This is a genomic window from Arthrobacter sp. LT660 (assembly GCF_056172845.1).
This window is the reverse complement of sequence record NZ_CM149651.1, coordinates 2130103-2148098: the sequence shown is the minus strand read 5'-3', so window position 1 is coordinate 2148098 and position 17996 is coordinate 2130103. Positions and strand designations below refer to the sequence as shown.

Here is a 17996-nt window from a genome sequence, read left to right as displayed (position 1 = left end):
ACACGTTTCCAAGACAAGGAGAGCGACGGAATGACGGGGGAGTGGCCCTTCAATACAGGGTCGGCCAGCGGAGCGTGTGCAGACGACTTCGGACTTTTTTCAAAACCGCGTGTTTCCGCACATGTCAGATTCCCGTATACCGTGCCCGCAATTAAGCCCGGTGATGGGGGGCTAAACGGTACACTCAAAACCATGACCGGACTCCTGATCGGATACGCGCGCGTATCCACCAATGACCAAGACCTCACGGCGCAGAAGAACGCCTTGCTTGCCCTCGGAGTGTCACCGGAAAAGACTTTCACCGACCAAGGCCTCACCGGCGCGAACAGGGCACGGCCCGGACTGGGGCAAGCGTTGGCGGCCTGCCGGGGCGGGGACACCCTGGTCGTGACCAAGCTTGACCGCCTGGCCCGGTCCCTGCGCGATGCAAAGGACATCGTTGACGAACTCACCCGTCGCGAGGTCAAGCTCAGCATCGGCGGCTCCGTCCATGACCCCACCGATCCCGTGGGCAAACTCCTCTTCAATGTCCTGGCCATGGTTGCCGAATTCGAGGCAGACCTGATTCGGGCCCGCACTCGTGAGGGGATGGCCGTCGCCAAGGCAAAGGGCCGGCTACGCGGAAAACAACCCAAACTCTCCAAAGCCCAGGAAGCACACCTGGTTTCCGTTCACCGGGCGGGAACGCACACGACTGTTGAAATTGCCGAACTTTTCGGCGTAGCCCGGTCCACCGTCTACCGTGCCATCAAACGCGCTGGCGAGCCCGCCGCTTAGATCCATATAATTTCACCGCCCGAGCCGGAGCGCCCTTAGCGTGAATTTCCGGGCGATTCTTCCCCGGACCCCGATAGGACCGATCATAGGGCAGTAGGCGTTCCAGCAGATCCCACGCCACACGGGCGGTTGACGGCTCCGTGTGGTTCATGCCCTGCAAGGGCCTGCAGTATGGCAGTGGCGGCGTGCTCCTCAATTTTGAGACGAGTCGCGGCCACGGCAGATCCCAGGTGTGGCGTGAACAGCGTGCGGTCCTGCATCGCCAACAGCTCGGCGGAGATGGCAGCGAGCCGGTCCGGTCGGGACAGGTCCTCGAACTCGAAAACGTCAGCCGCGAAGCCACCGAGCTGTCCGGCGCGTAGGAGCTCGATCACCGCGGATTCGTCGACGACGGAGCCGCGGCCGACGTTGACGAGTAGCGCCCCCGGTCGTATTGACTCGAGCCGATTCCGGTCGAGCAAGTGGACTGTCTCCGCCGACAGTGGGGCGCAGACCACAACGGCGTCGCTGCGCTCCAGCAGGTCGGACAGGTCCGCACGCCGGATGTCGAGTAGTGCTTCATCGGCCGCCGATAGCGGTTCAGGGTCGAAGTAGAGCAACTCGGGTGCGAATCCCCGCAACATCCGTGCAACAGCCCGGCCGAGGTTGCCTGCCCCTACGATGCCGATCGTCGATCCTACGAGGGTCCTCCCGTAGAGCGTCGGCCGCCACCCGGCGAAATTCGAGCGCACCCGGCGGTCCCCGGCGGTGATGTTCCGCGCGAGCCCGATGAGCAGTCCGACCGCCAGTTCTGCGGTGGGCTCGGTCAGGAGGTCCTCGACCCTGGTCAGCCAGATGCCTCGCTCTGTGCAAGCCTCGACGTCGATGTTGTCGTTCCCTTTGAGGGCTCCCGCGACCACCTTCAGGTTGGGGCATGAGTCGAGGAGCTCTGCATCGACCCGGTCGGGCATGAACACCATCAATCCTTCGGCCTCTGCTGCGCGGCGCCGCACCTCGGAGGCCGGGAGACTGCTGTCGCTCTGGTTGGCGACAACTTCGCAGCTTTCGCTGAGCAATTCGAGGATCGGCGCATGCACGCGGTGCGTCAGTACGACCTTCGGACGTCGACTGTGTTGTTTCATTGGAACCTCTTTCGCAACGCTCCGCCGAGAGCGTCGACTACGGTCACGGTGGCCAGGATGACGAGCAGGATTGCGGCGACCTCGTCGTACTGGAGGGTTCGCAGGGCGGCGATGAGTTCGAAGCCGATGCCGCCGGCGCCGACGACCCCGACGACGACCGACGCTCGGAAATTGAACTCCCACCTGTAGACGGTGACGTCGGCCATCTGCGGCAGCACCTGGGGCAGGATGCCGTGGAGAATCACTTGGGCCGGGCCGGCTCCTGTCGCCCTGGCGGCCTCGACAGGGGCTTCGGCAGCGTGCTCAATCGCTTCGGCGAAGAACTTTCCCACCATGCCGGCAGAATGGATCCCCAATGCCAAAGCCCCGGGCAGCGCGCCGAAGCCGACGGCGGCGACGAATACGATCGCCATGATCAGTTCGGGCACTGATCGCAGCACGTTCAGGATGAGCCGCGCGACCCAGTAGATCGCCGGGTGCGGTGAGGTGTTGCGTGCTCCGAGCAATGCGAGAGGGACGGAGAGCAGCACAGCCAGTGCTGTGGCCGCGATGCTCATTGTCATCGAGTCGAGCAGGGGCCCCCACCAGCTGTTCAGATGGGTGAAGTCCGGCACCCACATCTCGCTGAGCAGGTCGGCAATGTCGGCGAGGCCTGTGACCATGCGGTTGGCGTCGAGCAGACCCACGGCCCAGGCACTCAGGATCACCGCGACGAGGATCAAGCCCGTGATGGAGAACGAGCGCCTCCAGCCGGATTGTGCCTGGTCGGTGATTCGCTGGTATTCCTGCTCTCTGCGATCCTCGCGCGGCACGCTGACCGCGGGGCTGCTCACTGGTAATCCTCGAGATCGATGTCGAGCAGCGGAGCGAGGTCGCGAACCTGATCGTAGTCCGAATCGGCAACCTCTGCGAAGCCGGCGGCTCCGAATGGTTCGAGCACCTCGGGATCGTCGAGTTCCAGGAACGCCGCCCGCAGCTTCTCCTTCAGGTCCTCGGGCAGATTGGACTGCATCGTCCAGGGGTAGTTGGCATAGGGATCCGATTCCTGGACTTTCACGACAGTCTCGGAGTCGATGAGCCCCTCCTCGACCATGCGCTCATAGATGGGCAAGCTCATGCCCCCCGCGTCCGCATTGGCGTTCTGCACTGCCAAGGCCACAGCATCATGGGAGCCGACGTGCTGTTCCTCGTAGTCACCCTGGTCTACTCGGAGGTCCGCCTCTTCGGCGAGCATGGCCTTGGGAATGAGGTGACTGGACGTGCTGGCCTGGTCTCCCCACGCAACGGTCTTGCCGGCGACATCCGCGAGGTCCTCGATGCCGGAATCCGCGTTGGCGATGAACACTGCCTGGTATGTCGGGTCCTCACCCTCGACTTCCTGCAGGGCGGCGAAGGGCTCGATGTCGGCCTTCTCCTGGGCGAGGACGTAGGACAGAGGGCCGAAGTAGCCGAGGTCGATGCGGCCGCGGGCCATCGCCTCGATCATCGAGGAGTAATCGGTCGTCACCACGAGCTCGACGTCAAGCCCGAGTTCCTTTTCGAGGTGCTCCTTGAGGGGCTCATTGTTCTTGATCACCTCCGACGCGTTCTCGTCGGGAAGCAGCGCAACGCGGAGGGTTTCCGGGGCGGTGGTTGCCTCTGAACTGGCACCACAACCGGAGAGGACGAAGGTGAAGGCAGTCGTTACAGCGATCGCGGCAGTCGCCAAGCGGGTGGGTCTAGGCATGGGAATTCACTCCTGTTTCAGCAGTTCGGAAGGTGGTCGATCTCGGGGGTGGCGGTCGAGGTTATTGAGTCCTGAGCGTTTGCTAGTCAGCAGAAGTCGGCAGCGAAACGGTCTGTGCCGACAGTGGAAGGGCATCGGCCTGCTCGTCGGCGGGCACGCCGCCGTAAATCACCAGCAAATCCTCATCGGTGACCCCGGCTGCAGGGCCGTCGTAGACGATTTCCCCGTGTGCCAGGCCGACGATGCGGTCGGCGTGCTCGAGCGCGAGGTCGACCTGGTGGAGGCTGGCAACCAGGGTGATGCCGCTCTCCTGACAGACTCGGCGCAGCAGCTCCATCACGCGACGCGCAGAGTTGGGATCGAGGCTGGCGACCGGCTCATCGGCAAGGATCAGGTCCGGTTGCTGCGCGAGCGCTCGAGCGATGCCTACTCGCTGCTGCATGCCACCGCTCAGGTTGTCTACCCGGGTCAGGGCCTTGTCCAGCAGTCCGACGCGTTCGAGCGCTTCGAGCGCGATGCGCTGGTCGCCGCGACTGGAGGGCAGGATGCTCTGCCAGAAGCTGTGATAACCGACCCGGCCGAGGAGCACGTTGCGCAAGGCCGAGAAGCGTGGGATCAGCTGGTGGTGTTGGAATACCATCCCCGTGCGGCGGCGGTGTCGACGCAATTCGCGGCGGGAGTCGAGTGACGCCGTCCCGTCAACCCGCACGGAGCCGGTGGTGGGTTTGACGAGCAGGTTCATGCATCGCAGCAAGGTCGACTTGCCGGCACCCGACGGGCCGAGCAGCACGGTGACTTTTCCGCGCTCGATCGACAGATCGGTTCGGGCCAATGCTTGAACGCCGCCTTCGTAAGTCTTGCTGACATCGACGAGCTCTATCATGAAAGTCCTCTATACGAGTGCGCTGTACGAGTGAAAACGTATAGAGGACTTGTGAAGTCCGGGCGCTGTGGGAGACAACGGTTTGTGAACCCCGATGAAACAGCCCGTTAACCCACAGCAGTTAAGGCGGCGTACACATCCAGGCAAGAAGCAAATGTCAGGCTGATCAGCCATGACACCCTTTACCCCGGACGGCGCAGTGAGCGATCTGGTGATCGGCCATGCCTCCGCCGTGCTGCCGGACGTGGTCATCGAGGACGCCAGGCTAGTCGTGCGTGGTGGCCGGATTGCGCACGTCGGGCCGCATCCTCCCGGGGCCTCCTGTGACCTCGATGTGCGCGGGGCATACCTGCTGCCGGGCCTCATCGACGTCCACAGCGACATGTTGTCGCGCGAGATGAGGCCCCGGCCGGGAGTCGTCCTCGATCCGAGTCTTGCCATTGCATCGGCTGGTGCGCGCCTTCGAGCTGCGGGGACCACCACGGTCCTCCACGGGCTGGCGTTCCAGGAGCGATCGATTGTAGGGACCGCCATTGACTCTCCTGCCGCGTCCGAGCTTTCGGAAGCCCTCGCTTGCACGGACGACAGGCAAGTCGACCACCAGGTCCTGCATCGGCTCGACGTACGCTGCGAATACGGCCGCGAACTGCTCGAGAAGGAACTTGAGCCGCGAGCCGAGCTCTTATCCCGTCCTGCTGACCGCTCCGGAAGCCCGGCGCCTGAGGGCCGGGGCGCAGGTGTGCCGGTCGTGTCATATGAAGACCACACGCCCGGACAGGGGCAATTCGCAGATCCGATGACGATGCAGCGCTGGCTCGTGCTGAACGAGGGAATGTCGCAGGATGACGCCGCCGACCACGTCGAATGGTGGCGCAGCAGCCGCGAGAAACGACAGGGCGTGCGGGATCGCGTGCTTGCATGGCTGGAAAGCCTTGCCCGGAAGGGCCTGATCCGGCTCTTCGGTCATGACTTGGCGACGCGGGACGACGTCGAAGCGGCGGCCGCGCTCGGATGTTCGGTGGCAGAGTTCCCGACGACGTTAGAAGCGGCGCGCGCCGCCCGAGACCAGGGAATGCTCGTCATCGCTGGAGCGCCGAACGTCGTTCGGGGTAGGTCCCACACGGGAAATGTTTCTGCGGCTGAGCTTGTATCTGCTGGCCTGGTGGATGGGCTCGCGAGCGACTACATTCCAACGTCGCTGCTGCCGAGTGTGGTGCGGCTGGTGAGCCAGAGAATCGCGACACTCCCAGAAGCCGTGCGTCTCGTCACCTCGGGACCGGCCGCGTGCGTCGGTCTCGACGACCGCGGCACCCTCACAGAGGGAACGGTCGCCGACCTGGTACTCGTCGATTTCAGCAAGACGTGGCCCTCGGCGATCACGATGAGAGCCGCCACTGCTGCTGAAGTGTGAACACGTCCGACGTGTGGCTTAGCTCGAGACCGTGTTGACCGAGATCGGTTTGGTGGAGATCCAGGCGTCGCGGAACCGTGACGGGCCGCTCACACCGGTGATCGTGCCCGAGCGCAAACACCACTTGGAGGGGATCGACCAGATCGTGAGCCGAGCGCCCCAGGCCTGGAGAATCAAAGAATGACTTGGATCCTCTCCGGGCCCTCGCCGAACCCCCGCTCGATGGTCGATTACAGTTCGTAACGCTCTAAGTCGATCTTGCAACTTTGATAGCTTCGGCGGATGAATCCTGTTCGTTCGACGATCTGCACCTGCATTCTCGACCTCACCAGTGCGCGGGTCGGCCCGACCGTCGTCGACCCCGGCTGCCTGTGGCACGGGGTGGAAATCGGGGACCACGTACCGACGTGGCTGTGGCCGACTGAAGAGTCGCATTAGTCGGGCGTTTGCAAGCAACAGGAGCTCCGGCATCAGCTTTTCCCGACCCATTGACCGGTTGCATTCGTTGCGAGCCGGGCGCCAGGACCAGGAGTTCGGGGTCGGCGCGGACAGGGCACGCTCACCGCTGGCCGTGCCCCAACACCTACACGCCCCGAACGGCGCGAGTGGCAGGCCATGACGGCGTCTGCTGCCATCGGTGCGCCAGGAACCAGCGGGATGCCCCCGTCCTTCAGGGTGGCCCATGGGGACGGCACACTGATCAAGGGGCTCGACTGAGAACGTCCTAAAAGCTCCTTCCCTTCTGTTCGCTTAGCGGCGGCTCCGTCCATGACCCCACCGATCCCGTGGGCAAACTCCTCTTCAATGTCCTGGCCATGGTTGCCGAATTCGAGGCAGACCTGATTCGGGCCCGCACTCGTGAGGGGATGGCCGTCGCCAAGGCAAAGGGCCGGCTACGCGGAAAACAACCCAAACTCTCCAAAGCCCAGGAAGCACACCTGGTTTCCGTTCACCGGGCGGGAACGCACACGACTGTTGAAATTGCCGAACTTTTCGGCGTAGCCCGGTCCACCGTCTACCGTGCCATCAAACGCGCTGGCGAGCCCGCCGCTTAGATCCATATAATTTCACCGCCCGAGCCGGAGCGCCCTTAGCGTGAATTTCCGGGCGATTCTTCCCCGGACCCCAACTCGTCATGACCGACCGGGCCCTGTTCCAGGCCGACGCCGAACCGGCGCACCTGAACGGCTACGGAACCATCCCCGCCCAACACGCCCGCGACCTCATCCGCCTCCACCCCAAGAAAACGCCAGACACGGACGACCCCGACGCCGCCGATGCCGCCGGAGGCGCCATCCCCGAGACCGGTGGCACGGCGGCCCGGCCGGGAACGGCGTTCCACCGCCCACCCGATCCCGGACCGGCCCGAGAACCGGATCCCGAGCAGGGGACCGTCACCTGGTCTCCGCCGAACGACATCCAACCCGCCCCGCCGCCGGGGTCTATGGTGTGGCTGCGCCGGCTCTACACCCACCCCACCACGGGGGAGCTGCAGGCGATGGACTCCCGGGCGCGGATCTTCCCCGCCGGGATGCGCCGCATGGTCGCCGCCCGCGACCAGGACTGCTCCAACCCCTGGTGCGACGCCCCCTTCCGCCACCACGACCACATCGTCCCCGCCGCCGCCGGCGGACCCACCACCCTGGAGAACTCCCAAGCGCTCTGCGAAGAATGCAACTACGCCAAAGAAGCCCCCGGCTGGTCCGTGATCCCCGTCCCCGGCGCACGGCACACCGTCCAAACCACCACGCCCACCGGCCACACCTACACCTCCACAGCACCGGCCCTCCCGGGCACACCGGCACCCCGGCAGCCCGCAGGGGAACTCATCGAATACCGCGGCCAACACCGCAGAACACGACTCCTCCAACACCTCAAACCACGCAAAACCGCATGATGCTCCGGACGGATTCACCGTCTCGAGGGCGTCGATACCGGCCTCAACATGGCGTATGCCAAGTGTGCGTTTCAGGCAATGATCTCGTCCAGTGCCGGCCCCAAACTGGGGTGACGGAAGCGGAATCCGGCGGATTCCAAAACCTTCGATGTCGCGTGCCGTCCCGTAAGTCCCAGTGCGGCGTCCGTCCGCAATGCGAGGGCGCCGACCTTCAGCAGGGGAGCCGGGGTGGGCAGCGCAAGTCGCTTCAACGGGCCGGGTGCGAGGCGCGCGCGCAGCAGTTCCATGAGTTCGGCATTCCGAACAGGTTCCGGCGCCGCGGCAATCACCACTCCCTCGGGCAGTTCGACGCCGGGTTCCAGGCCAAGCGCGGCGCGGACAACGGCCAACCAATCCTCCAGGTGGATCCAGCTGAACCACTGTTGTCCGTCGCCCACGGTGCCGCCGAGGCCGGCGCGCGCAAGCATGGCCAGCCGGTCGTAGGCGGGACACTCCTGTTCCAACACGATCGACGTGCGCAGGACCGTCGTGTGGTCTGCATGCGCCCTCTCGGCGGCAGCCTCCCAGGGTCGGGCGACGCCTGTCATCTGCTCCAGCGCGGCAGGTCCGACAGGCAACGGGGAGCCTTCATGCATCCTGCCTTCACCGGCGTCTCCGAAGATTGCGGTTGTGCTGCCCTGCACCCAACGGGTCACCGGACGCTCGAGCGCCGCACTGGCTTGGGCCAAGACACGGGTGGCGTTGACACGCGAGCTGCGCAACGCAGCGATGTTGGCCGCGGTAGGAGGCGCGTCGACCAGTTTTCCGGCGAGATTGACGACGGCGACCGGCCCGTCATGCGAGTCCTCGCTATCGTGGTGTCCCAGTCCCTTTGCCCGCCCGAGTTCCTTGGTCCACGCACCTACATCCCGGCCGTCCCACCACGCTTGCCGGAACGGCGATTTGGGATCCGGATGGCGGCTGAGCAGAACAACGTCGTGTCCGCGGCAGAGCAGATCAGCTGCCAAGCGGCTTCCAAGGAAGCCGGAGCCGCCCGCGATGACGATCTTGAGGTCGCGTGTGCGGGTTCCGCCGGCCAGCCGATAAAGATGTGCGCAGTTCGCGGCGAATCCGGAAGCCAGGGGTTTGGCGGTGGTTTCCGCGAACACGGCCGAACCGTGCCCGTTGATCGATACCGTCTGGGTGAGTCGAGTCCCGCCGTCAACCGGCTCCAGCTCCCAGCGAATCGCGAGTCCGCCTCCGGGCTGGTCCTGCCGCCAGGCGATCAACCGTTCAGGGTCGAGATGGGTCACGACGGCGGGAGGTGCGGTGCGGGCATGGATGGCGCCCAGCGCGCGCGGATTCGGAACGTAATCCAGGCCCGTCCCCACCGCGAGGGATGCGCGCGGCGTGAGCGACCGGACGGCGCGGTTCCAGCGCGGCAACATGGTGGGGTCACCCACCACAGTCCATAGTGTCTGCGGCGAGAGGGCGAGGAAGTGTGCTTGGGTGCGGGACCAGGACATGCCCTCCACCCTAGTCGTGGACGTAGTAAAAAACCGCTGGCGACCGTCCCGGGGGGAACGGTCGCCAGCGGCAGCGGGTGGACGGTAGGTTCGCCGTCCGGTCGCACGCTTGTTAGGCGGCGCGCCTCTTGGTGATGAAGCCCCAAATGATGAGGACCAGAAGTGCGCCAATGATGGCCCAGAACCACGAGATGAGATCGAAGAAGCCTGCGGTCCCGCTGCCGAAGAGGCTACCGATCCAACCGCCAATCAAGGCGCCAATCACGCCGAGAATCAGTGTTGCGATCCAGCCGCCGCCTTGCTTGCCGGGCAGGATCAGTTTGGCGATGGCGCCCGCGATGAGGCCGAGAAGCAGAAATGCCAGGAAATTCATGCGATTTTCCTCCCTATATGGCCGTCCCGTCCGGAACGGTTTGTTGGTGCGCCGGCGACGGTGGCCACCGGTGTGACTCTCGAAACGTTACCAAAAGGTGGGCTCAGGGTATCCGTAACGTCGCAAATCAACCACATATTTTGGTGTGTTCACCGGGACTTTCCCGAACCGATGCCGAGCCGTCGGGCGGCAGACGTGGGTTATGCCTGCGGCTCCGGGAATTCGCCGTCATCCGTGTCCCGCCAGGGCTCGCCCCCGGCGTCCTGAAGCTCGCGATCCGCGGTCACCTCATCCGTGTAATCGGCCAGCGGATGCGGGGGCATGTGGTCCATCAGTTGCCTGGCGGCATGGGGCCAGCTGATTGCGCCGGAGCGGCGGCGAGTCTACGCCGCTACGCGGTCATGCCGAATGCCAGGTGGAGCACAAAGACGCGGTAGACGTCGCCGTGGAGCATGACCCGGCATCCGGTGGCGTCGTCGCGTACCCAGACGACGCCGTGGGCGGGAGCGGTGGCCTCCACGCGGCCGCGGTAGTGGACATCGTTGAAGCGGCGCGCCTCGACGGTGTCCCCGGGGCCAAGCGTCCGAAGATCCTGGATGTGGCTGACCGAAACGCTCATGGTGTGTTCCTCGCGGATGGTGCGGATGCTGATGCCCCAACTCTCGCGCCACGTTGTTACCGCACGGTTTCCGCGCGGTTAGACATGGGTGATTTCCGTCTTGAGCCAGTGTGTTGTGCGCCACCGCGCTCATGGCACCGCGCGGAAACGGCGCCCCGGCCGGTGGGCCGGGACGCCGTCGCGCCTTGGGTGAAGACTAGCCGCGTGGAGCGGTGGCCAGTTCCTCGCCGCCGACGTGGCCCTCCATCAGGGAGAACTCCGCTTCGATCGTTTCGTTTCTGCGGTACGTCGCCTTGGAGACCGCGACGGCGGCGATGGTGCTCAGGATGAAGCCCGGAACGATCTCGTACATGGAGCCGGCCAGCGCGGGGATGTTGCCCCAGACGAACACCGTCACCGTGCCTGTGACCATGCCGGCCAACGCGCCCATCGACGTCAGCTTGCGCCAGTACAGGCTCAACAGGATCAACGGGCCGAAAGCGGCGCCGAATCCGGCCCACGCGAACGCGACCAACTCGAGGATGGTGGTGTCCTTGTTCAACGCCATGAGCGATGCGACCACGGCGATGACCAGCACGCCGAGGCGCCCGAGCATCACCTGCTTCTTGGGCGTCGACTCGCGGCCGACGATGTTGTAGAGGTCCTCGACCAGGGCGGAGGAGCAGACGATCAACTGCGAGGAGATAGTGGACATGATGGCCGCCAGCACGGCCGCCAGGACCAGACCGGCCACGAACGGGTGGAACAGGATCTGCGACAGCAACAGGAACACCGTTTCCGGATCATCCAGTGACAGGGCGGGATCGGAGGCGAAGTACGCGATGCCGATCAACGCGGTGGTGACGGCGCCGATGGAGGTCAGAACCATCCAGCCGATGCCGATGCGGCGCCCGGCCTTCGCGTCCTGCGGGGTGCGCAGGGCCATGAACCGGACGATGATGTGGGGCTGCCCGAAGTAGCCCAGGCCCCATGCGGCGGTGGAGAAGATGCCCAGCGCCCACAGCAGGGAGTTGCCCTCGCCGAAGCCCGCGAAGAGGTTCAGTGCCTCGGGGTTGATCTGCTGGATGCGTTCCACTGTGGCGCCGATCCCGCCGGTCTGGAACACCGCGACGATGGGCACGGCGATCAGGGCCGCGAACATCAGCAGTCCCTGGGCGACGTCGGTCAAGGTCGCTCCGAGGAAGCCGCCGAACAGCGTGTAGACCAGCGTCACGATGGTGACGGTCAGCATGCCCGCGAGGTAGCTCCAGCCGAAGGAACCCTCGAAGAACTTGCCTGCGGCGACCATGCCGGAGGACACGTAGAAGGTGAAGAAGATGAGGACCACCACGGAGGCGGTGATTCGCAGGACGTGCGACTTGTCCTTCAGCCGCTTCTCGAAGAAGCTCGGAACGGTGATCGCGTTCTGCGAGACCTCCGTGTAGGAACGCAACCGCGGGGCAACGAACTTCCAGTTGAGCCATGCGCCGATGGTCAGACCGATCGCGATCCAGGCCTCGATGAGTCCGCTGACGTAGATGGCGCCGGGGAGCCCCATCAGAAGCCATCCCGACATGTCCGAAGCGCCGGCGGACAGGGCGGCGACGCCGGGCTTGAGTTTGCGTCCGGCAAGCATGTAGTCATCGAGGTCGCTGGTGCGCTTGAAGGCGAAATAGCCGATGGCCAGCATGGCGGCCAGGTAAACGCCGATGGCGAATAGCTGGAAAGTCTGGTCAGTCATTTTTCCTTGGGTTGAGGGACTCACGGTGTGAACCTGCGGCGTCGGTGGCGTCGGGGCGCCCGGCTGCCTCCAGTGTTGCACTCACCGGTCGAAGCGTGTGACGGCAGTCACCGTGACGTTATCTTTCCGTGATCATTTTAGCCGAGGAGGAGGCCAGCCCGACCGCTTCCTTGAGCAAGGCCCGCCGGACCGCGGCGATCGCGGGATGCGCGGCGCTGGACCTGCGCATCGCCGTGAACACCGTACGCTGCGGCAGGCCGGGAAGGTCGACGAGTCGCACGGCCGCCTCGCGCTCGGACCAGACCAGGTCCGGCAATAAGGCGACGGCGTTGCCGGACTCCACGAGCCGGACATGTGCCTGGAGGTCAGCCGTCTCGTAGCGGACATCCGGCTCGAATCCCGCCGACCGGCAGGCCTGCTCGGCCCAGTGGCGGGAAGCGGCGCCGTGCGGCTCCATGACCCAAGGCAGGCGCGCCGCCTGGGCCAGGGACCCGACCCGCTGGAACTCGGCCGGAATCCCCGGGCCGGCGTGCGACCGGGCGGTCGAGTCGCCGTCGTCTTGCCGGCCGCCCTGCGGCGGGCCGGGCAGCGCCAACCGGATCTCGTCGTGGATGAGTGGCTCGCGATCGAGTTCCGTGTAGTGGGGCACCGAATGCCCCGGGTACTGCTCGGCCACCACGAGGTCGAAATCGCGTGCCCAGGTCTCGTGCAGCGCGGTCTCCGGTTCGTGTTGGACCATCTCCACCCGCACCGCGCCGTGCGATTCCCGCAGCGCGCGCAAGGCGTTGGGCACCAGCGCCAGGGCGGCCGTCTGGAACACGGCCAGACGCACGGTCCCGCCGACGGTCTGCGCCGTCGCGGCGAGCGCGGATTCGGCGCGCTCGAGCGATTCCAGGAGTTCCGAGGTGTGGGCCACGAGGACCTGGGCCTGGGGAGTCAACTGCAGCCGGCGCCCGCTCTTGCGGAGCAGCTCCACCCCGGACTCCTTCTCCAACAGGGAGAGCTGTTGGGACACCGAGGAGGGGCTGTAGTTCAATGCGGCGGCGACCTCGGCGACCGTGCCGCGGATGCTGAGTTCGCGCAGGAGTCGCAGGCGCCTGACGTCGAGCATGCGGGGCTCCCGGGGGGTCGGGCAATCATTCGGTTTCACCGAACAATACCGTTCGGAAAAGATCGCTTTTGCTTAACCTACGTCGGCCGGATACTTGTGTCCAAAGGGCCCTAGCGCGCGCCACCATCGGCGTGCGGGGCCAGCGCCCCCATCCCGAAGGAGCACCCAGCCAGTGACGACCCCCCCCACCACCCCGGCCACCGCATCCATCCGACCGCAGGACGTCGCCGACGACGCCGTCGCGCTGGTCCGCCATTGGCTCGCCGAGGGCGCGAAGGTCCCGGTCGACGCCTCGGGCGAACAGCTCGCCGGCGTCCTGAAGGACCCCAACGGGCTGGACTTCACGGTCGGGTTCGTGGACGGCGTCGTCCGTCCGGAGGACCTCTCGGTCGCCGCCCGCAACCTGAAGGCGATCGCGCCGAAGGTCCCCTCGTTCCTGCCCTGGTACATGAAGTCCGCCGTGGCTCTGGGCGGCGCCATGGCACCGGTTCTCCCGGGCGTCGTCGTGCCGATCGCCCGCCGCGTGCTGCGCGAGATGGTCGGGCACCTGATCGTCGACGCGACCGACTCCAAGCTTGGGAAGTCCATCGCCGCCGTCCGGAAGGACGGGGTGAACCTGAACGTGAACCTGCTCGGCGAGGCCATCCTCGGCGAGGGCGAGGCCGCCCGGCGCCTGGAGGGAACGCGCCGCCTGCTGGAGCGCGACGACATCGACTACGTGTCCATCAAGGTCTCCTCCACGGTCGCCCCGCACAACCACTGGGCCTTCGACGAGGCCGTCGGCCACATCATCGAGAATCTCGCTCCCCTTTACCGGCTGGCCCGCGATTCCTCGCCCCGGAAGTTCATCAACCTGGACATGGAGGAGTACAAGGACCTGGACCTGACGCTCGCGGTGTTCATGGAGCTGTTGGACCGCGAGGAGTTCCGCGGCCTCGAAGGCGGAATCGTGCTGCAGGCCTACCTCCCGGACGCGCTGTCCGCCATGATCCGACTGCAGGAATGGGCGGCGAAGCGCACGGCCGAAGGCGGCGCGCCGGTCAAGGTCCGTCTGGTCAAGGGCGCCAACCTGCCCATGGAGACCATGGACGCCGACGTCCACGGCTGGCCGCTTGCCACGTGGAACAGCAAGCAGGAATCGGACACCTCCTACAAGGCCGTGCTGGACTACTCGCTTCACCCCGAGCGGATCCGCAACGTCCGCCTCGGCGTCGCCGGCCACAACCTCTTCGACGTCGCGCTGGCGCACCTCCTCGCCGAGGGGCGCGGAGTGTCCGCCGACGTCGAGTTCGAGATGCTGCTGGGCATGGCCACGGGCCAGGCGGAGGCCGTCAAGCGCGACGTCGGTTCGCTGCTGCTCTACACGCCGGTGGTCCACCCCGCCGAGTTCGACGTCGCCATCGCCTACCTGATCCGCCGCCTCGAGGAGGGGGCCAGCCAGGAGAACTTCATGTCCGCGGTGTTCGAGCTCGAGGGCAACGAGGCGCTCTTCGAGCGCGAGAAGAACCGTTTCCTCGCCTCGTTGGCCGAGTTGGGCGACGAGGTCCCGGCCCCGCACCGCATCCAGGACCGCAACACGTACGACGCCGATGCCGCCACCGCGGCGGTCCTCGCCCGCGCGGCCGAGCAGGAGGACGCCGGGGTGCCCGCGGGCTACGGCAACCCGGTCGCGACGTTCGACAACACCCCGGACACCGACCCGGACCTGCCGGCGAACCGCGCGTGGGGACGCCGGATCCTGGAGCGCGTGCCGGACTCCGAGCTCGGAAACGCCACCGTCGCGGCGCACACCCTGACCACCACGGACGAGCTGGAAGGCGTCGTCGCCGCCGCCACGGGTGCGGCCGACGCGTGGGGCGCGCTCTCCGGTGCCCGGCGCGCCGAGGTGCTGCACCGCGCCGGGGTCCGCCTGGAGGCCCACCGGGCCGACCTGTTGGAGGTCATGGCGTCCGAGTGCGGCAAGACCCTGGACCAGGGCGACCCCGAGGTCTCCGAGGCCATCGACTTCGCGCACTACTACGCCGAGCTGGCCAAGAAGCTGGACCAGGTCGACGGCGCCCGCTTCGTGCCCTCGAAGCTGACTGTGGTCACCCCGCCGTGGAACTTCCCCGTGGCGATCCCCGCCGGGTCCGCGCTGTCCGCGCTGGCGGCCGGCTCCGGCGTCGTCATCAAGCCCGCCGCCCAGGCGCGCCGCAGCGGCGCCGTCATGGTCGAGGCCATCTGGGAGGCCCTGGACGAGGCGGGCGTCGGCCGCGAGATCCTGCAGTACGTGCAGCTCTCCGAGCGCGACCTCGGCACGGCGCTGGTGTCCCACCCCGCCGTCGACCGGCTGATCCTGACCGGCGGCTACGAGACCGCGCAGCTGTTCCGCTCCTTCCGCCAGGACCTGCCGCTGCTTGCGGAGACCTCCGGAAAGAACGCCCTCATCGTCACCCCGTCCGCGGACCTGGACCTCGCCGCGCGGGACGTCGCGCAGTCCGCGTTCGGGCACGCCGGCCAGAAGTGCTCCGCCGCCTCGCTGGTGGTGCTGGTCGGATCCGTCGCCACGTCGCGCCGCTTCCACCACCAGCTCGTCGACGCCGTGCGGTCCCTGAAGGTCGGCTACCCGGTGGATCCGCAGACGCAGATGGGCCCGATCATCGAACCGGCCGGCGGGAAGCTGCTCCGCGGGCTCACCGAGCTCGGCGAGGGCGAGAAGTGGGAGCTCCAACCGCGCCGGCTCGACGGGACCGGCAAGCTCTGGAGCCCCGGCCTGCGCTACGGCGTCCGCCGCGGATCCGAGTACCACCTGACGGAGTACTTCGGCCCGATCCTGGGCGTCATGACGGCGGCGACCCTCGAGGAGGCCGTGGAGATGGTGAACGAGGTCGACTACGGCCTGACCAGCGGGCTGCACTCGCTGGACCCCGACGAGCTCGGCTACTGGCTGGAGAACATCCAGGCGGGCAACCTCTACGTCAACCGCGGCATCACCGGCGCGATCGTGCGCCGGCAGCCGTTCGGCGGCTGGAAGAAGTCGGCCGTCGGCGCCGGCACCAAGGCCGGCGGGCCCAACTACCTCGTGGGCCTCGGCTCGTGGAAGGACGCGCCGGCGGAGGCATCGCCCGCACCGGCGACCGTTCCCTCGGGAGCGCCCGCACGACTGCTCGACGCCGTCCGTTCGGCGACCGTCGGGGGGTCCGCCGGCCTGGACACGAACGACGCCGATTGGCTCGCCGGGGCGCTGGCCTCCGACGCCGCCGCGTGGAGGTCCGAATTCGGCGTGGCCAAGGACGTGTCCGGCCTGCAGGCGGAGCGCAACATCTTCCGCTACCGCCCCGTGCCGGTCACCGTGCGCTACGAGGCCGGAACGTCCGGCCGCGGCGTCGCCGAGCTGGTTCGGGTGGCCGCGGCGGGGCTGCGCGCCTGGGACGACGCCCCCGCCGCCGGCCCGGGCCGTGCCGGGGCGCGGATCACCGTGAGCACCGGCGTCGAACTGCCCGAATCCGTTGCCGGGGCGTTGCGGACGGCCGGCGTCGTGGTGGCCGTGGAGGACACGGCCGAGTGGGCGGCGCGGGCCGCGCGCCTCGCCGAGCGCACCGGACCGGACTCCGCCGCGCGGATCCGCCTGATTGGCGCGCCGGCCGCGGCGACCGCCGAGGCGACCGGCGGCAAGCCGGACGTCGCCCTGTACGCGAACGACGTCGTCTCCGCGGGGCGCGTGGAGCTGCTGACGTTCCTGCACGAGCAGGCCGTGTCCATCACCGCGCACCGGTTCGGCACGCCGAACCACCTCAGCGACACGTTGATCTAGTACCGGCAACGACCCAGGACCGGCAACAACCCGGTTCCGACAACGAAGAAGCGCCCGGCGATACCATCGCCGGGCGCTTCTTCTATGACAGCTCGGCGCGGACGGAGTCGAGCGTCGGCTCGGTCGCGGAGCGGTTCCAGGGCATGCGTCCCAGGACGTCGGCCATGGGGCAGATGTTCGCGAGCGCCGTGGCCGCGAGGGCGCCGGCCACCCCGCCGGCCAGCAGGCGCAGGTTGGGGGAAACGAACTTGCCGCCGAGCAGGCCGGCCAACACGAGCGAACCGGCGGTCAGCCGCACCTGGCGGTCCATGGCCCAGACCTGTTTGCCGCGCACGACCTCGCCGCCGTGTTCCGCGAAGCCGGGAACGCCGCCGTCGAGCACGGTGGACTCGAGGCCGACCGCCGCCAGGGCCTTGCTCGCCTGCTCGGCGCGGGCGCCGGTCTGGCAGGCGAGGACCACGCGGTTCCCCTGCAGCGACGCGGCGAGCTCCTTCGCATGGGCGCCGATGATCGGCAAGGGGATGTTGATCGACGACGCGATGCGCAGGGACTCGTGTTCGGCCGCCGAACGCACATCGAGCACCCGCACGTCGGGGTGCAGGGAGCGCCATTCGGCGAGGACAGCGGGGGCGATGGTCGAAGTGGTCATCCTTCGATCATCCACGCATGACGCCGCCCTCCGCAAAGGGCGGCGTCATGCCGCGAGATCTCCGCGGCGCCTGCTACTCGGCGTCGTGGTCCGTCTCGAGGATCGTGACGAGCGCGTCGAGGGCGGCCTCCGCGTCGGCGCCGTCGTCCTCGGTCCGGAGCACGACCTTGGTGCCGTGCTCGGCGCCCAGCCCCATCAGCGAGAGGATGCTCGACGCGTCCAGCGCGTCGTCCACCGGCTCGCCCTCCAGGGCGATGGTGACCTCGACGGGCTGCTCGGCGGCGGCCTCCGCGAAGATGGCGGCGGGCCGCGCGTGCAGGCCGACGCGGCTGGCGATGGTGGCGGTGCGTTCTGCCATGGTGTTTCTCCTTGGGTCGGGTGTTCGGTTCGGTGGACGGATGGGTGGTTTCG

Annotated in this window: 16 protein-coding genes and 1 pseudogene; 5 read left to right on the top strand and 12 right to left on the bottom strand. The window is 67.1% G+C overall.

Annotated features, from left to right (window positions below; genetic code table 11):
- Window positions 1–192 precede the first annotated feature (192 nt).
- Window positions 193–777, top strand: a complete 585-nt coding sequence (locus AC0QSG_RS09900) for a recombinase family protein (RefSeq protein ID WP_019481146.1) — start codon at window positions 193–195, stop codon at window positions 775–777.
- An 83-nt stretch (window positions 778–860) separates the two neighbouring features.
- Here AC0QSG_RS09900 and AC0QSG_RS09895 read toward each other — a convergent pair whose 3' ends face one another.
- The 4 genes from AC0QSG_RS09895 to phnC all read right to left on the bottom strand — a co-directional run bounded on the left by AC0QSG_RS09895 (window position 861) and on the right by phnC (window position 4507).
- A complete protein-coding gene (locus tag AC0QSG_RS09895) occupies window positions 861–1898 on the bottom strand; it encodes a phosphonate dehydrogenase (RefSeq protein WP_475375258.1) in 1038 nt (345 codons plus the stop codon).
- Window positions 1895–2731 carry a phosphonate ABC transporter, permease protein PhnE gene (gene phnE / locus AC0QSG_RS09890; protein WP_019481144.1) on the bottom strand — a complete coding sequence of 279 codons (837 nt, stop codon included), beginning with the start codon at window positions 2729–2731 and terminating at the stop codon, window positions 1895–1897. Before phnE ends, AC0QSG_RS09895 begins: the two co-directional genes overlap by 4 nt.
- A complete protein-coding gene (phnD, locus tag AC0QSG_RS09885) occupies window positions 2728–3624 on the bottom strand; it encodes a phosphate/phosphite/phosphonate ABC transporter substrate-binding protein (protein ID WP_050994815.1) in 897 nt (298 codons plus the stop codon). Before phnD ends, phnE begins: the two co-directional genes overlap by 4 nt.
- Before the next feature lie 82 nt (window positions 3625–3706).
- A complete protein-coding gene (gene phnC, locus AC0QSG_RS09880) occupies window positions 3707–4507 on the bottom strand; it encodes a phosphonate ABC transporter ATP-binding protein (RefSeq protein WP_019481142.1) in 801 nt (266 codons plus the stop codon).
- 172 nt (window positions 4508–4679) lie between these two features.
- Between phnC and AC0QSG_RS09875 the strand changes: the two genes are divergently transcribed.
- From AC0QSG_RS09875 to AC0QSG_RS09865, 3 genes and pseudogenes are all read left to right on the top strand, one after another.
- Window positions 4680–5918, top strand: coding sequence for an alpha-D-ribose 1-methylphosphonate 5-triphosphate diphosphatase (locus AC0QSG_RS09875; protein WP_019481141.1), 1239 nt, complete (start codon window positions 4680–4682; stop codon window positions 5916–5918).
- A 755-nt stretch (window positions 5919–6673) separates the two neighbouring features.
- A pseudogene (locus AC0QSG_RS09870) lies at window positions 6674–6973 on the top strand (recombinase family protein); the annotation flags it as partial.
- A gap of 80 nt (window positions 6974–7053) precedes the next feature.
- A complete protein-coding gene (locus AC0QSG_RS09865) occupies window positions 7054–7815 on the top strand; it encodes an HNH endonuclease (protein ID WP_475375257.1) in 762 nt (253 codons plus the stop codon).
- Window positions 7816–7886: 71 nt separating this feature from the next.
- Here AC0QSG_RS09865 and AC0QSG_RS09860 read toward each other — a convergent pair whose 3' ends face one another.
- From AC0QSG_RS09860 to AC0QSG_RS09835, 6 genes are all read right to left on the bottom strand, one after another.
- Window positions 7887–9320 (bottom strand): DUF1731 domain-containing protein, encoded by a 1434-nt coding sequence (locus AC0QSG_RS09860; RefSeq protein ID WP_475375256.1) that lies wholly within the window; start codon window positions 9318–9320, stop codon window positions 7887–7889.
- 112 nt (window positions 9321–9432) lie between these two features.
- Window positions 9433–9693: a GlsB/YeaQ/YmgE family stress response membrane protein gene (locus AC0QSG_RS09855; protein WP_435728410.1), complete on the bottom strand. Its 261-nt coding sequence runs from the start codon at window positions 9691–9693 to the stop codon at window positions 9433–9435.
- A 200-nt stretch (window positions 9694–9893) separates the two neighbouring features.
- Window positions 9894–10025, bottom strand: coding sequence for a hypothetical protein (locus AC0QSG_RS09850; protein WP_475375255.1), 132 nt, complete (start codon window positions 10023–10025; stop codon window positions 9894–9896).
- 59 nt (window positions 10026–10084) lie between these two features.
- Window positions 10085–10312, bottom strand: coding sequence for a hypothetical protein (locus AC0QSG_RS09845; RefSeq protein ID WP_435728406.1), 228 nt, complete (start codon window positions 10310–10312; stop codon window positions 10085–10087).
- 196 nt (window positions 10313–10508) lie between these two features.
- Complete coding sequence (gene putP / locus AC0QSG_RS09840; RefSeq protein WP_475375254.1) at window positions 10509–12032, bottom strand: sodium/proline symporter PutP; 1524 nt, start codon at window positions 12030–12032, stop codon at window positions 10509–10511.
- A gap of 118 nt (window positions 12033–12150) precedes the next feature.
- Complete coding sequence (locus AC0QSG_RS09835) at window positions 12151–13143, bottom strand: LysR family transcriptional regulator (protein WP_475375253.1); 993 nt, start codon at window positions 13141–13143, stop codon at window positions 12151–12153.
- A gap of 172 nt (window positions 13144–13315) precedes the next feature.
- Between AC0QSG_RS09835 and AC0QSG_RS09830 the strand changes: the two genes are divergently transcribed.
- A complete protein-coding gene (locus AC0QSG_RS09830; RefSeq protein WP_475375252.1) occupies window positions 13316–16936 on the top strand; it encodes a proline dehydrogenase family protein in 3621 nt (1206 codons plus the stop codon).
- Window positions 16937–17018: 82 nt separating this feature from the next.
- On the opposite strand, the gene AC0QSG_RS09825 is transcribed toward AC0QSG_RS09830, so the two are convergent.
- A complete protein-coding gene (locus AC0QSG_RS09825) occupies window positions 17019–17585 on the bottom strand; it encodes a rhodanese-like domain-containing protein (RefSeq protein WP_475375251.1) in 567 nt (188 codons plus the stop codon).
- Window positions 17586–17658: 73 nt separating this feature from the next.
- On the bottom strand, window positions 17659–17943 hold the full coding sequence (locus tag AC0QSG_RS09820; RefSeq protein WP_435728397.1) for an HPr family phosphocarrier protein: 285 nt from the start codon (window positions 17941–17943) through the stop codon (window positions 17659–17661).
- Between the last annotated feature and the right edge of the window lie 53 nt (window positions 17944–17996).